This is a genomic window from Bacillus litorisediminis (assembly GCF_022808645.1).
Taxonomy (GTDB): domain Bacteria; phylum Bacillota; class Bacilli; order Bacillales; family JC228; genus Bacillus_BF; species Bacillus_BF litorisediminis.
The window spans coordinates 51,022-66,381 of the sequence record NZ_JAKZKT010000023.1 but is presented as its reverse complement, the minus strand read 5'-3'; the positions used below and the strand labels follow the sequence as shown (position 1 = coordinate 66,381).

Below are 15,360 nucleotides of genomic sequence, written 5' to 3'. Positions count from 1 at the left end.
TTTAGATTAACAAAACCTCCCCCCAGCAAAAGAAACAGAAAGGCTGGGGGATAATACCAAAGTCCGAATAGCAGAATTGTACATTCTAAAACGAGCAAAAGTGTACATATTATCGTTGACATTTATAAAGGACTTTGTTTTGTTATGCAAACTCATCCAATGATACCTAGCCTTATATGAAGTTCGTGTTCCTCAGACCGGAGGTTTGCCGCTCGCTTCCTTCAGATTCCGTGTCACCACGGACACCCTTGCGTTAAGCTACTGTTACTTCTGCCTTCACAGTTCGGGACTTTCACCCTATAGATTGCACCCATGCTGGGCGCACACAAAAAAGACCGGCTTTCTTGGAATGCCGGTCTTTTTTAATCCTCATATTCTTCTTAAAATCCTAAAATTGCTTTAAATAGGGATGTCGTTTCTCCTCCAGCAAAAAAAACATAAAGAAGCAAGTACACAACAACCCCTGTTATGGCCGTAAAGAACCAAATGATACTAGTAATAGGCCCTAGCCTCCTATGTATTTTGTAATTCTCTTTATACCCGCTGTACAATTGGATGATCCCGAGTACAGCTCCCGTTGTAGCCAAAGTTATATGGAAGATTAAGAAAATTGTATAGTAAATCTCTATATTATCCGGTCCGCCGAATGATGTATTCCCCATAAAAATCGTTCTGCTCATATAGATGATAAAAAATAAAATAGCAAATATCGCAGCGGTCATCATAATCCGCTGGTGTGCTTCAACTTTTCTTTGCTTAATGAGAATCCAACCGATTGCGACAAAGATTGCGCTTAAGACAATAAACGACGTACTAAGCGTAGGCAATAAAGGCAAATTCATGTATTTCCACTCCCATCATTCCAGCCAAAGCAAAGGTGGAGCCGTCCCCTTACACTGGAGACGGCCATCATTTACTCTGCGTAGTTTGGTTTAAGTTTTGCTTTTTCTTGTTCTTCTTTTTCTGCCTCTTGTTCTTGACGGTACCAGCTAAAGAAAATACTGGCTAAAACAATACCGTAAACAATTTCTTGGATAATTTTCATCAGCACTCCGCCTAGTTGCTGATCATCCCGTAATGGCATAGTGTTAAACATCTCGGGTCCTGTTATTCCTAAGTCCGCGATTGAAATACCTATTGGAAGACAAAGCTTCATCGCTTCTGCCCAATAGGTTGGGTTGGTATAGGTTAAATAAAGCGGCTCCTCAGCGAAAATAATAAGGGCGCATGCCGGGGTCAGAAGTACGGAAGCTGCAAGCAAATAACCGATTTTTCTTAGCCCTGATAAGCTTCTTTTTTCTTCTACCTTATTCATTAAAGGCCACCACATACAGAACGCTAAAATAAACAGAACCACCATATAGATTCCATGAATAAGAAAATCCGTTTTTACCCGATCAAAAATCAATGGAACATGATAAAAAGAAAAAATTCCATTAAAAAGAATGAGAGCCACAATTGGTTTAGTGAATAAACGGAAAACAGGGGCAACGATTTTATTTTCAATCAGAAGTTTTCTCCAAGCCCAGCTTGGGACTCCGCGAATTATCAAAATCGGAGCGATTAGAAAAAGAACGGCCATTTGGATCATATGAGCAGAGAATACAATATGGCTCATAACATCTAAGGGCGATCCCATTGTTATGTAAATCAGTGCCATTCCAGAGATAAAATATACATTGTCCTTAGTTTTTAATGGTTCTGTTTTCGACCATTTCTTTTGGAAGTTTCGGATCATATAAAAATAAAGGCATGTTATGACCATTAAAAATAAGAAGAAGTAAGGACTCCATAAGGTAACAAAACTAAAGGTATTAAAAATGGACATAGTGCACCTCCACAAAATTCCCAAGAATAAATTCACGTTCTTGGGATGTGACCGTAATAATCGGTGTATTCCCACCTTTTATTATACAGCCTTTAAACAAGTAACTGCAATCCAAGGGAATAGGATTCGCCTTTAAAAGGGCAATTGTTCAAAAAACGTTCAAATCATTCATAAAAAAACCTGCCCCTAAACGTAAACTGTACCCTACAGGTAGACTTTTTTTAAGTTACTACTCTATAGGGTACAGTTTAAACGTAAGGGCAGGTTTTTATTTTACCACCAAACAACAGTAAGCATAGCTAATACTGTTATAAATGCAGCAAATATTCCTGAGTACATGAAGAGTGTTACTGCTTCATGTCCTTTGTGGCTCATATGCATAAAATAGTAAAGCTGAAAAGCGACTTGCACAAGGGCAAGAAGCAATATAAACGGTACAACAAAATACCCTGAGAAATCACCGTATATAACTGCAAGGAATGCAATGATGGTAAAAACGATCATAAGTGCAAAGGTTACTACCTGATTCTTCATATCCTCTGCATTTTTTTTACGGCGATACTCGAGATCAACACGTGAATTACCTGATTCTGATTGTTGATTCGCCATAATTATCCCACCATTCCCATTAAATATACAACTGTAAAGATGAACACCCATACGACGTCAATGAAGTGCCAGTAAAGACTTGCTACATAAAACTTAGGAGCCGTGTATAAGTCAAATCCGCGTCTTGCATTTCGGATCATTAAGGCAACAATCCAAGACAGCCCGAAGGTGACGTGCGCTCCATGGAATCCAGTTAATGTGAAAAACGCTGAACTGAACGCACTAGTAGTATATCCAAAGCCATCATGAACATAATGATAAAACTCATAAATCTCAATGCCTAAGAAGCCAAGACCTAATAAAACTGTTATAAAGAGCCAAAGCTGCATTTTCGCAAAGGCAAAGTTCTTCATATGATACATTGCGTAGACACTGGTAAGCGAGCTTGTCAAAAGCAGGATTGTCATGATAAAAACGAGCTTGGGATCAAATAATTCCGCCGCTTGCTCTCTATCTACTAAGGCTAAATAGGTTGCGAAGAGAGAAGCAAAGAGAACTGTTTCTCCCCCTAGGAAAAACCAAAACCCTAAAAACTTGTTTTTTCCTTCAAGGGTGGCTTTTTCTGGGGACGCAGGCCAATTTTCAACTGTGAATTTTTCTTGTGCCTCCATTATGCCTTAACCCCCTTATTATCGTCATCCACTAAATCTTCTTTGTGAATATGGTAGCCATGATCATCTTTAATGGAGCGAATTAACATGGAACCAAACGTAATGGCTAATCCAATAATGAGAACCGGGATTCCCCAAGCGTATCCATCTTCCTGATAGAGAGCACCGAATCCGGCAATAAATAAGCCAAGTGAAATAACAAACGGCAAGAATGAATTGTTCGGCATATGAATATCTCCAACCGGTTCAGCAGGAGTTAGTTCTTTTTTGCCATCCATTTTTTCTAGCCACCAAGCATCTAATCCACGTACTAGCGGGAGCTGCTTGAAGTTGTAGAAAGGTGCTGGTGCAGGAAGAGCCCATTCCATCGTACGGCCATCTTCCCAGGCATCACGGCCGACCTTTTTATTTTTAACAGAAGTGATAATGATATTTACGAGCAAGATGATAACCGCTACCGCCATAAATAATGCCCCAATCGAACTGACAAGGTTTCCGGTATCTAATCCTTGATCTGGCAAGAATGTGAAAATTCTCCGCGGCATTCCCATCAGTCCAAGGAAATGCTGGATAAAGAACGTTAAATGGAAGCCTATAAAGAATAGCCAGAACGTAATTTTTCCTAAAAGTTCATTCAATTTCGTACCAAACATGATTGGCCAGTAGAAATGGGCTGCTGCAAGCAGTGCAAATACTACCCCACCAACAATAACGTAGTGGAAGTGAGCGACTACAAAGTAAGAATCATGATATTGATAATCGGCTGGTGCTGCCGCTAACATAACCCCTGTTACTCCGCCAAGCAAGAAACTAGGAATAAATGCGACTCCGTACAGCATTGGTGTGGTGAAGCTGATTTTTCCGCCCCACATCGTAAACAGCCAGTTAAAGATTTTGATACCTGTAGGTACGGCAATTGCCATTGTTGCTACCGCAAAGATCGAGTTTGCTACAGGACCCATTCCAGTTGTGAACATGTGGTGCGCCCAAACCATGAATCCTAAGAAACCAATTAGGACGGTCGCAAATACCATCGATGAATATCCAAATAGTCTTTTTCTTGAGAATGTAGCAATAATCTCAGAGAAAATCCCGAATGATGGCAAAATCAAGATGTAAACTTCCGGGTGACCGAAAATCCAGAATAAGTGCTCGTAAATAATAGAGTTACCGCCAACAGCTTCATTAAAGAAATTCGCACCAAACATACGGTCAAACATCAATAAGAATATGCCGACTGTCAATGCAGGGAATGCAAATAAAATTAATGCGGATGCGACAAAAGTGGACCAAGTAAATAGCGGCATTCTCATATACGTCATACCAGGCGCGCGCATTGTAATAATGGTAACGAGGAAGTTAATCCCTGCCATTAATGTTCCGAAACCTGAAATTTGCAGACCGATAATGTAAAAATCAACTCCATTACCTTGAGATTCAACCGCTAATGTTGCGTAAGACGTCCAACCTGCATCTGGAGCTCCTCCAAGGAACCATGAAAGGTTAAGAAATACTCCTCCAAAGAAGAATAACCAGAAACCTAATGCGTTTACAAATGGGAACGCAACGTCACGTGCTCCTATCTGCAAAGGTACAACAGCGTTCATAAAGGCGAATAATAATGGCATGGCTGCCAAAAAGATCATAGTTGTTCCGTGCATTGTCATGATTTCATTAAATGTACCTGCAGCAATAAAATCGTTATCAGGAACAGCTAACTGGATCCGGATTAACAATGCCTCGATCCCACCAACTATGAAGAAAAAACCGCCTGCTATTAAATAAAGGATTGCAATTTTTTTATGGTCGACAGTAGTCAAATATTCCCATAAAGTTGAGCCAAATCCTTTCTTCTGTGCAATGGTGCTCACGATTTTACCTCCCTAAAAAAAACTGGTAATACTGTTTTATTCTTGAACTTTTAAGCTAAATAAATATTCTGTTAGAGCATCAATTTGATCCTCGGTTAGGTCTGGATATGTGTTTGTCATTTTATTTCCTGGCTTTAATTTTTCAGGATCCGCTAACCAGGCTTTTAAGTACTCCTCTTCATGAGGCAGAATTCCAGCAATCCTAACTCTGTCCCCGAACGTAGCTAAGTTTGGAGCAGTACGGGCTGCCTCCGGTCTTTCATCAATCGGAGAAATAGCATGACACTGAATACAGTTTTGTGCGAAAATCTCACTGCCTTGTTGCGCTAATTCGTTATCCGTTAAGTCAGGTGCTTCATAATTTTGCATCGCTGTAATCCATGAATTAAATTCATCTTTGGATAGAGCTTTAACTTTAAAATCCATAAAAGCATGTGAAGGGCCGCAAAGCTCGGCACATTTTCCATAGAAAATATTGTCTGCTACTTCATCTGCAGCTTCTGGATCAAACTCTAGCCAAAACTTATTTTCAACTTCAGTATTGGTATCAAGCTTTCCTCCAACCGCTGGAATCCAGAAGGAGTGCTTTACATCAGAGGACTTTAAGTTAAAATATACTTTTTGACCGGTTGGGACAACTAAATCCTGTGATGTAATAACCCCGTAATCTGGATATTCAAATTCCCACCAGTACAGATTCGCCCTTACGTTGACGAGTAATCCGTCACGATTTCCTTCTTCATCTTTTTCCATACCAGAAACATCAGCAAAATTAAAGGTCGCTGCCACGGTAGGAACAGCTAAAATAAGTAGTAACAAAATAGGAATCGTAGTCCAAATAATTTCTAATTTGTGATTACCTTCAACTTGTTTCGGTATTTCATTATCGCCTTTTTTCCTTCTGAACTTAATCACAACCATTAAGAAAATGACGGTAACAACCACGATCACTAAAACCATGATAGACGTACTTAAAATCATTAGTTCTAACTGTGATTGGGCCACTGTTCCTGCTGGCTGAAGTGTCGATAGGAATGGTTCACCACAACCCGCTAACAGAAAAGAAACAATGGCTAAAACTGGTATAATTCGCCATTTATGCAGCCGCTTCTTCATAGCGTAAATCAAACCCCTCTTTCTTTGAAATCCTCTTTGAAGAAATACTTCATATATTCAATTCTTTTTACAAGAAAGAATTGCCTAGATAAGCGTAACAATAATCATGCTAACAAACAAGATAGTTAAATAATTTAATGAGTAAATAAACATGAGATTTGCCCATTTTACCGTATCTTCCATTTTATAGCCCGCAATCCCTAGTACTAGCCAGCCAACATTTAGGGCAGTTGCTAAGACTAAGAATGGCCATCCTAATGAAAATAAATAAAATGGTAAAGGCAAAAGACAAGCTACCCACGCATTCATTTGTCTTCTTGTCACATCAAACCCATGGACAACAGGCAGCATTGGAATACCTGCTGCACGGTATTCTTCACATCGTTTGATGGCAATCGCGAGAAAATGCGGAATCTGCCAAATAAACATAATTAAAAATAAAATAATCGGCACAATGTGCAATGTAGGATCAACAGCTGCCCACCCAATTAACGGAGGTACCGCTCCGGAAAAACTGCCTACAACGGTGTTTAATGTATGGCGTCTTTTTGACCACATTGTATAAAGGACAACATAGAAAAAAGCTCCTATTAATCCAATCAAAGCCGCAGTTGCAGTAGTCATTAATAAGAAACCGGTACCAACAGCTATTAAAAACAAGCCAATAATTAGTGCCTGTTGTCCAGTGATTTTCCCTGTTACGGTTGGTCTGGACTTAGTACGGCTCATGATAAGATCAATATCTCTATCATAGTAATTATTAATACTGCAAGAACCTGCGATTACTAATGAGGAACCTAACAAAGTGTAAATAACGGTTCCAATTTGATCAAGAAAACCTAAATTCTGAAAATGAAGAGCAAGCCATAATCCTGCAAAGGTAGTTATAAAATTAGAATTTACAATTCCAATTTTTATAAGAGCAAGGAAATCCTTTAGTGCATTTGTATCAGTAAGATCCCCAGAATCTTTTAACGCTTCTGATGCCACTTTGGTATTAGCCACTATGACTCTCCTCCTTTCCGTTCCAATGATACCGGTTAAATATTCGCCTATAAAGAAGGTGAAGTAGAACAATAATAATGCCCTTAATCTTTCTAATAGGAACCTTACTCATTATACTATACCAATTATTGCATGAAAAACGCCTTTTGTGGATATGAAAAATAAAATTCACATAATAGACAAAAAGCTCAATGAAACAAATAAAATCAGTCATTCAATATTTGGTCATGATGACCTCTACAGTCAATTATTAAATCATATTTTGTTGCGATTTTGTGAAAATCTTCGTTTGAAATTATGTCTAATTTGTGTCAAGCGACGAAAAGTCTCCCCTTTTCGTGATTATTTTAGCATAATATTCGGTAGAGATTTTTTTGTATGAATCCAATCAAGTCTTTAGTAGTTTGCGAAACTTTCGTCTAGTCAATTCGCTTTATTTATCCCGCTTATTTTTTATATTCGAATTTGCTACTTCCAAAATAGGCGGTATAATAGGATAGGATTTGTTTAAGAAATAAGAGATTAAATAAATGAATGTATGTCCTCTACTCTAAAGGTTGAGCGGTTTCGAGGTTCTTCCGGACATAGGTTCCGCTATTTGGTCCAAAAACCGGTACTTTCAAAATATAGGACACTAGTTTCCGTTATTAGGACAAAAACAGGCAATTTTCGAGTGATTTTCGGCAAATAACGGATCGTATGTCCGATAAATAAAGATAAATACCGGTTTTCGTGAAAATAAAGGATTATATGTCCGCTGACCAACAATGCCATGCGGTTGATGCACGCTAGTTTCTAGCAGCCATCGGTTCCGCCGGCGGATCCATATGTCCGCTTAAACAATCAATTATATAAACTAGAATTAATTTTTGTACCGAAGACATCATATCCTACGTGGAAAGAAGGTTGAAAATATGCAACGTAGGGGATTAAAAGTAATAGCAGTCCTATCAACTATGGCTATGCTTTTTGTTTTATTAGGGGGAGCATTGGTAACAAAAACAGATTCTGGAGATGGATGTGGGGATTCATGGCCCCTCTGTCATGGTCAATTGATTCCTGATGAAATAACTCCAGAGTTAGTGATAGAGATGGCACATCGTGTTGTATCAGGATTAGCAGGGATTTTTGTCCTTACACTCTCAATCCTGAGTTGGAAGTATCTTGGGTCCAAAAAAGAAACCCGATTTTTATCGGTATTATCCTTCTTATTTTTGGTGCTGCAAGCTTTGATTGGTGCTGCTGCTGTAAAATGGGGACAATCTGATTTTGTATTGGCTCTTCATTTCGGAATCTCACTTATCTCATTTGCATCCGTTTTTCTTTTAACACTCATTGTTTTCGAGGACGGGCAAAAATTCAATGACAAGCCTCTATTTATCGATAGCAAAATGAAGCGTCATATAATAGGTATTATCCTGTATACCTATGCGGTAGTTTATACAGGAGCACTCGTACGTCATGTGAATGCAAGTCTGGTTTGTCCGGATTGGCCTCTTTGTGTAAATAATACGTCAAGATTACTTCCGACTAATTTTCACGAATGGGTTCAGATGGGACACCGTTTCTTGGCAGGAATTGTATTTATTTGGATTGGTTATATTATGGTTCTAGTTTTAAAACACTATAATGATCAAAAAGCGCTTAAATATGGATGGATGATGGCTTTTATCCTCGTTTCATTGCAGGTGACTGCTGGTGCATTAGTTGTCTTCTCACATCTAAATTTAGCTTTTGCCTTAGCACATGCTCTTTTTATTTCGCTTTTGTTTGCTTTGCTAAGTTACTTTATTCTTCTGCTGTATAGGAGTCATCAATACTATAATTCACCTAAAAAAACGAGCCAGCAAATCAATCTTCAATAGAGAGAACTTGTCTCACGCCAAGTCTTGAGGCGCAGGCGACAGCAAGCTTTCGTTATCACGCTCGAAACGCACGTCCTGTGGCCTCGCTCGAATAGGGTATCCTTTGACCGTTGTACTTTATTCCTGAGAATTTAGACATACTTCATAGCTAAAAATATATAATTCAAAGTATAACAAAAAAGTGCTGCTTAAAAAGCAGCACTTTTTCTATTCCCTGCCTAGCTCGATCAAAAGATCTCCGGTATTAATAGAATCACCATTTTGTACATAAATCGATTGGACAATACCATCGAATGGCGCCTGAACCGTCGTTTCCATTTTCATAGCTTCTGTAATAAGAAGATGGTCTCCCTTTTTGACCTTTTCTCCCTTTTCTACTAATAGTTTAACGACCGTTCCGGGCATTGTCGCACCAATATGAGATTCAGTTTTTGGGTTCGCTTTTATTCTTGCTGCAACAGCGGTTTTTATATTTTCATCTTTTATAACAACTTCCCGCGGCTGGCCGTTTAACTCGAAATATACCACTCTCGTTCCATCAACTTGCGGCTGGCCGATTGAAACCAGTTTCACAATGAGCGTCTTTCCAGTTTCAATCTCGACTTCAATTTCCTCACCAAGTCTCATTCCATAAAGGAATGTTGGAGTGTCTAATACCGAAACATCTCCAAACTGATTGACTGTTTGGTTATATTCCTCAAAAACTTTTGGGTAGAGTGCATAGGAGAGTACGTCAAAGTCTGTTACTTTTCTATCCAATTCATGAACAAGTTTTTCTCTAATTTCATTAAAATCAACATCATCCAGTAATTCTCCAGGACGTACCGTAATCGGTTCTCTGCCTTTGAGAATGACCTTTTGCAGCTCTTCAGGGAACCCTCCATACGGCTGTCCAAGATATCCTTCAAATAGCTCTACAACTGAATCAGGAAAGTCTAGGGTAAGTCCTTTCTCTATTACATCACTTTCTGTCAGATCATTTTGTACCATGAACAGAGCCATATCCCCTACCACTTTTGAGGAAGGTGTAACTTTTACAATATCCCCAAACAATTGATTGACTCTGCCATACATTTCTTTGACTTCATCCCATCGATCTCCCAAACCAACGGCTTTCGCCTGCTGCTGAAGGTTACTATACTGACCGCCTGGCATTTCATGTGTATAGACATCTGGATGAGGAGCCATCATGCCGCTTTCAAAATCTTTATACATTCTGCGAATATCTTCCCAATAATTCGATAGCGCCTCTAAATTTTCAATGGAAAGCTGCGGTTGTCTTTCATTTCCTTGCAGCGCGTAATAAAGACTATTGGCACTAGGCTGAGACGTTAAACCAGCCATTGTGGATACAGCTGTATCTACAATATCGACACCGGCTTCTATCGCTCGTGCATACATAAAGATACCGTTGCCGCTTGTATCATGAGTATGAAGATGGATTGGAATATCAACTGTTTCCTTTAAAGCAGAAATAAGGCGATAAGCTGCTTCTGGCTTTAAAAGTCCAGCCATATCCTTAATTGCAAGCATATGAGCCCCTTGATTTTCAAGCTCCTTTGCCATCTGTTTATAATAATTCAGATCATATTTAGCCCGTGCAGGATCTAAAATATCGCCTGTGTAACAGATTGCAGCTTCTGCCACTTTTCCTGAGTCACGAACTGCCTGAATCGCTACTTCCATCCCTTTGACCCAGTTTAGACTGTCAAAGATTCGAAAGACATCAATCCCTGCTTGAGCAGACTTTTCAACAAATTCACGAATCACATTATCGGGGTAATTTTTATATCCTACTGCATTTGACGCTCTCAAGAGCATTTGGAATAAAATATTAGGCATTTTTTCACGTAAAACAAGCAATCTTTTCCATGGGTCTTCCTTTAAAAACCTGTAGGCAACATCGAAGGTTGCACCACCCCACATTTCTACTGAAAACAAATTTGGCAAGAGTTTAGCCGTAGGTTCAGCAATGTGTTTTAAATCAATAGTACGGACTCTTGTAGCAAGCAATGATTGATGGGCATCGCGAAACGTAGTATCAGTCAGCAATACTTTTTTCTGATCTTTAACCCACTTCGTTAAGCCTTCCACTCCCTTTTCTTCGAGAATCTGCTTCGTTCCGTTTATAAAAGCAAGCTCTGCTGGTACTTGCGGTATTCTCGTTCTTGGAAAGACTGGTTTTTTCTTTTTTTCGATGCCCGGAAACCCATTGATTGTAACATTCCCAATATAGGTGAGCATCTTAGTGCCGCGGTCTTTGCTGATTGGAAAATTGAACAATTCAGGTGTTTCGTCGATGAAATGGGTCGTATACTCACCTGAAAGGAATTTTTTGTGCTTTACTACATTTTCCAGGAACGGAATATTGGTTTTAATCCCCCTTATTCTGAATTCCTGAAGGTTCCGGACCATCTTCTTTGCTGCTTGTTCAAAGGTTAATGCCCAAGTCGATACCTTTACTAATAATGAATCATAGTAAGGCGTTATAACAGCACCCTGAAACCCGTTCCCCGCATCTAATCGAACACCAAAGCCTCCGCCTGAGCGATAAGCAATAATTCTGCCAGTATCCGGCATAAATTGATTAAGCGGGTCCTCTGTTGTCACTCTGGACTGGATCGCATATCCATTTGGTTTTATATGGTTCTGCTGAGGAATCCCCACAAGTGAGCTATGTAAACCGTAGCCTTGTGCAATCAGGATTTGTGACTGAACAATATCAATTCCGGTAATTAGTTCAGTAATCGTATGTTCAACTTGAATCCGCGGATTAACCTCAATGAAATAAAACTGATCTCCTTGGACTAAAAACTCAACTGTTCCGGCATTGATGTATCCAACACTCTTCATAAGTTCGACAGCTGCTGTACAGATTTCATTCCTTACACTTTCCTTTAACGAAACAGAAGGTGCAACCTCAACAACTTTTTGATGGCGTCTTTGAACAGAACAGTCTCGTTCAAATAAATGAACAATGTTCCCTTCATGGTCACCCAATATTTGAACTTCGATATGCTTTGGAGCCTCGATCATTTTTTCAACATATACTTCATCGTTGCCGAATGCCGCTTTCGCCTCAGATTTAGCGCGTTCAAAAGCCTGTCTGATTTCCTCTTGGGAACGAACGACCCTCATTCCGCGGCCCCCGCCGCCAAGGGACGCTTTTAAAATAATGGGAAAACCATATTGCTTCGTAAATTGAATGACATCTTCCAATCTTTGAACAGGTCCTTCACTTCCCGGAACGACTGGGACACCGGCCTTTTTGGCAGCCTCGCGTGCTCTCACTTTGTCGCCAAAAATATAAAGATGCTCTGGATGAGGACCTACAAATGTTATCCCTTCTTCTTTACATCGTTTTGCTAATTCAATATTTTCGGATAAAAATCCGTAGCCAGGGTGAATTGCATCTACCCCGCTTTGCTTAGCTATTCTTATAATATCTTCTATGTCTAAATAAGCTTCAATGGGCTTTTTTCCTTCCCCGACTAAGTAAGCTTCATCTGCTTTATAACGATGATACGATCCCGTGTCTTCTTTTGAATAAATGGCAACCGTCCGAATATCCAATTCCGTACAGGCCCTGAATATACGAATGGCAATTTCACCCCTGTTTGCAACCAGCAGTTTTGTAATTTTCCCCATACCTATCACTCCATTCATTTTTATGATCGATTAATCACTCTCTTATTCCCGCTAATTGTGTAAAGCTTTTGATTTTGAACCTCTTCGGCAGAAGGAATATCTTTTTTCTCTTTATACCTTCTTTCGTAGTTCGTGAAACATGAGACATTTACGAGTAGCCCCAAAGATAAAGATAATAAAAGCAAAGAACTTCCCCCATAACTGATAAAAGGAAGCGGCACACCTGTAATCGGAATTAATCCTGAGGCGCCTCCCAGGTTAATAAAAGATTGAATCCCAATCATGCTCGATATACCTATGGCAAGTAAACTTCCGAATGGATCTCTGCATTTTGTACTGATTCTTATACCGCGAAGAACAATAAAACCAAGCGAAAGGATCACAAACCCAACCCCGAATACGCCAAGTTCTTCAGAGATAATCGCAATAATGAAATCAGTATGAGGCTCAGGAAGGTACCCAAGTTTTTGCGTACTTTCTCCAAGTCCCTTTCCAGTTAAACCCCCGAGTCCAATCGCATAATAGGAATTGACAAGGTGATAGCCATCGTTCTGAACATCTGAAAAAGGGTCTAGGAATCCTTCAAATCTACCAAGTCGCTCTTCAGAAAAGATTTCATCTTTCTTCATTAAAATAAAGGGAGAAACCAGTATTACAAAAACCACTCCAAGCAAAAAAAGTTTCGCTAGGCTTTTTACATTCATACCAGAGCAAATAATCATAAAAGCCCCAATCATAAAGATAATGGCTGCTGTTCCGAAATCAGGCTGGACCATAACAAGAAAGCAGACTAATAATAAGTATAAAAGTGGAGGGACAACCCCTTTATTAAAATCATTTATATAGGATTGTTTTTTTCCATAAACAGCAGCAAGGTAGATAATAATCCCTAATTTGGCAAACTCAGAGGGCTGAAAGCTTCTGGCTCCCATCTGAAACCAGCTTTGGGCATTATTGTATACCTGGCCAAATAAAAATAGTGCAGCGAGACTTGCCAAGGTGGCTAACATAATAAAAGCTAAAACTTTTTTATTTTGAAAAATTTTATATGGAAAAATCGCTGCCAGAAAAAAAGCAATAAATGCGAGGAGAATATTTAATTTTTGTTTTTGATAGAAAAAGTCACTTGGTCTAGGAGGATCTAACTGTTGTACCGCCCACACAATACTCGAACTATAAATCATGACCAATCCAAAAAAGCATAACAGGATATATACAATGACAATCGAGTAATCATAGGACTTTATAATGTTTTTTAGCATGTAATCTACCCCATCTAATACCATTTTGTATGTATGTTACATTTCAATAAAAAAAGTGAGTTTCCTGCTATCATTAAAATAAAAAAACTCAAACAGCTCTATATGATTGTTTGAGTTTTTCAACTTATTTCTTTTGTGATGCCTCATGCAGGACGGACAATTGTCGCTCTAAAGCATCTAAGAGTTCTTTACCATCCTTAGGATCAACTAATCCCAGCCGGACAGCAAAATCAATCTCTCGAGACAGTCCAAACATTTGTGTATCCAATACTTCCTCATATAGAGGGCATTGTGGCATCGTCAAATTATCCATTTGCACTTTTATTAATTTAAAAATCTTATCGGCGTCTGCCTTAAGCAATTCATACGCTTTTTCACTATGCTGTACGGTTGTCTCTTGTGCCACGGAGATCCCCCCAATTACGTCCATTAAAGATATTTGTTCAAAAAGTTTGACAACATTAACGGACTTTTTGAACAACCTCTAATTGCCGATTCTATCTTTAAATTTTACCTTCAATTCTTTAAAATTGCAAGGATTAAAAGGGAAACGAAGGGGAGGATATGAACATTTAGAAGATACTAAAATTATATTTTTCATTCATAAGTTCTAATAGTTTCCACCCTGCCAGACTGTTCCCTTTTTCATCCAGGGCTGGCGAAAACACCCCGATCCCGCAGCGATTCGGAATCACACCAAGGATCCCTCCAGATACACCGCTTTTTGCCGGTATACCTACTTTCATCGCAAATTCCCCAGAGGCATTATACATCCCGCATGTTACCATAAATGTTTTACAAATTCGTGCAATTTGCACTGGAATCAACTGCTCCCCTGTAACAGGATTACGGCCATTGTTTGCGAAAACAGCCCCTAATTGGGCAAGCTCGAGGCAATTCATTTCAATAGAACATTGTTTGGTATAAAGCTCCATAATCTCTTCTACTTCACCAACTATGATTCCATGTTGCTTCATAAAGAAACAAAGGGCTCGATTGAGGTAGGACGTAGTAAATTCAGATTCTTGCAATTCTTGACTATAATCGATTTTCTGGTTACCTGTTAATGTTCTGACAAAGGCGAGGAAGCCGTCCCATTGCTCCCTTGGATTTGTCCCTGGAATTAAACTCGTTACAACTAAAGCGCCGGCATTGATCATAGGGTTCAGTGGCTTCGATGGCTTGACTGTTTCAAGCTTGGCGATTGAATTAAATGGATCGCCAGTCGGCTCCATCCCCACTCTTTGGAATACTTCCTCCTCCCCAATTCGAGCCAAAACATATGCTAAGCTTAAAACTTTTGATATACTTTGTAGCGAGAACTTTTGTTTATAATCACCAGCGTAGATACAATTACCGTCTAAATCGAAAATCGCCACCGATAAATGGTTAGGGTTTGCTTTTTCTAATGCTGGTATATAGGAAGCAAGATTCCCATGCGCACTATATGGTCTAGCCTGCAATACTAATTGTTCGAGCTCACGGCTTACCTGACACGTCAAATTGAACACCCTTTACACGTATATTCTTTTACATAGAATTTCC

The 15,360-nt window shown here is 39.3% G+C and carries 12 protein-coding genes; 1 reads left to right on the top strand and 11 read right to left on the bottom strand.

Going from position 1 to position 15,360, the window contains the following annotated elements:
- Positions 1 to 380: 380 nt before the first annotated feature.
- From MLE14_RS13085 to cyoE, 7 genes are all read right to left on the bottom strand, one after another.
- A complete protein-coding gene (locus MLE14_RS13085; RefSeq protein ID WP_243298829.1) occupies positions 381 to 842 on the bottom strand; it encodes a DUF420 domain-containing protein in 462 nt (153 codons plus the stop codon).
- Between the two features lie 71 nt (positions 843 to 913).
- Positions 914 to 1,828, bottom strand: a complete 915-nt coding sequence (gene ctaG, locus MLE14_RS13080; protein ID WP_243298828.1) for a cytochrome c oxidase assembly factor CtaG — start codon at positions 1,826 to 1,828, stop codon at positions 914 to 916.
- A gap of 273 nt (positions 1,829 to 2,101) precedes the next feature.
- Complete coding sequence (ctaF, locus tag MLE14_RS13075) at positions 2,102 to 2,437, bottom strand: cytochrome c oxidase subunit IVB (protein WP_243298827.1); 336 nt, start codon at positions 2,435 to 2,437, stop codon at positions 2,102 to 2,104.
- A gap of 2 nt (positions 2,438 to 2,439) precedes the next feature.
- Positions 2,440 to 3,048, bottom strand: coding sequence for a cytochrome (ubi)quinol oxidase subunit III (locus MLE14_RS13070; protein ID WP_243298826.1), 609 nt, complete (start codon positions 3,046 to 3,048; stop codon positions 2,440 to 2,442).
- Positions 3,048 to 4,919, bottom strand: coding sequence for a cytochrome c oxidase subunit I (gene ctaD, locus MLE14_RS13065; RefSeq protein ID WP_390628823.1), 1,872 nt, complete (start codon positions 4,917 to 4,919; stop codon positions 3,048 to 3,050). Before ctaD ends, MLE14_RS13070 begins: the two co-directional genes overlap by 1 nt.
- Before the next feature lie 36 nt (positions 4,920 to 4,955).
- Complete coding sequence (gene coxB / locus MLE14_RS13060; protein WP_243298825.1) at positions 4,956 to 6,035, bottom strand: cytochrome c oxidase subunit II; 1,080 nt, start codon at positions 6,033 to 6,035, stop codon at positions 4,956 to 4,958.
- A gap of 84 nt (positions 6,036 to 6,119) precedes the next feature.
- Positions 6,120 to 7,040, bottom strand: a complete 921-nt coding sequence (gene cyoE, locus MLE14_RS13055; protein WP_390628820.1) for a heme o synthase — start codon at positions 7,038 to 7,040, stop codon at positions 6,120 to 6,122.
- Positions 7,041 to 7,954: 914 nt separating this feature from the next.
- Here cyoE and MLE14_RS13050 point away from each other — a divergent pair.
- On the top strand, positions 7,955 to 8,905 hold the full coding sequence (locus MLE14_RS13050; RefSeq protein ID WP_243298824.1) for a COX15/CtaA family protein: 951 nt from the start codon (positions 7,955 to 7,957) through the stop codon (positions 8,903 to 8,905).
- A 207-nt stretch (positions 8,906 to 9,112) separates the two neighbouring features.
- Here the strand turns inward: MLE14_RS13050 and pyc are convergent, their stop codons facing one another.
- The 4 genes from pyc to glsA all read right to left on the bottom strand — a co-directional run bounded on the left by pyc (position 9,113) and on the right by glsA (position 15,317).
- On the bottom strand, positions 9,113 to 12,553 hold the full coding sequence (gene pyc, locus MLE14_RS13045; protein ID WP_243298823.1) for a pyruvate carboxylase: 3,441 nt from the start codon (positions 12,551 to 12,553) through the stop codon (positions 9,113 to 9,115).
- Positions 12,554 to 12,573: 20 nt separating this feature from the next.
- Positions 12,574 to 13,815 (bottom strand): FtsW/RodA/SpoVE family cell cycle protein, encoded by a 1,242-nt coding sequence (locus MLE14_RS13040; protein ID WP_243298822.1) that lies wholly within the window; start codon positions 13,813 to 13,815, stop codon positions 12,574 to 12,576.
- A gap of 124 nt (positions 13,816 to 13,939) precedes the next feature.
- Positions 13,940 to 14,221 (bottom strand): YlaN family protein, encoded by a 282-nt coding sequence (locus MLE14_RS13035; RefSeq protein ID WP_243298821.1) that lies wholly within the window; start codon positions 14,219 to 14,221, stop codon positions 13,940 to 13,942.
- A gap of 166 nt (positions 14,222 to 14,387) precedes the next feature.
- Positions 14,388 to 15,317, bottom strand: coding sequence for a glutaminase A (glsA, locus tag MLE14_RS13030; protein WP_243298820.1), 930 nt, complete (start codon positions 15,315 to 15,317; stop codon positions 14,388 to 14,390).
- Positions 15,318 to 15,360 lie beyond the last annotated feature (43 nt).

What these genes read in the sequence shown, in the direction of transcription:
- MLE14_RS13040 (WP_243298822.1), bottom strand. Translation starts at nt 13,815, where the DNA reads ATGCTAAAAAACATTATAAAGTCCTATGATTACTCGATTGTCATTGTA.
- MLE14_RS13050 (WP_243298824.1), top strand. Translation starts at nt 7,955, where the DNA reads ATGCAACGTAGGGGATTAAAAGTAATAGCAGTCCTATCAACTATGGCT.
- pyc (WP_243298823.1), bottom strand. Translation starts at nt 12,553, where the DNA reads ATGGGGAAAATTACAAAACTGCTGGTTGCAAACAGGGGTGAAATTGCC.
- coxB (WP_243298825.1), bottom strand. Translation starts at nt 6,035, where the DNA reads ATGAAGAAGCGGCTGCATAAATGGCGAATTATACCAGTTTTAGCCATT.
- MLE14_RS13085 (WP_243298829.1), bottom strand. Translation starts at nt 842, where the DNA reads ATGAATTTGCCTTTATTGCCTACGCTTAGTACGTCGTTTATTGTCTTA.
- ctaG (WP_243298828.1), bottom strand. Translation starts at nt 1,828, where the DNA reads ATGTCCATTTTTAATACCTTTAGTTTTGTTACCTTATGGAGTCCTTAC.
- ctaF (WP_243298827.1), bottom strand. Translation starts at nt 2,437, where the DNA reads ATGGCGAATCAACAATCAGAATCAGGTAATTCACGTGTTGATCTCGAG.
- MLE14_RS13070 (WP_243298826.1), bottom strand. Translation starts at nt 3,048, where the DNA reads ATGGAGGCACAAGAAAAATTCACAGTTGAAAATTGGCCTGCGTCCCCA.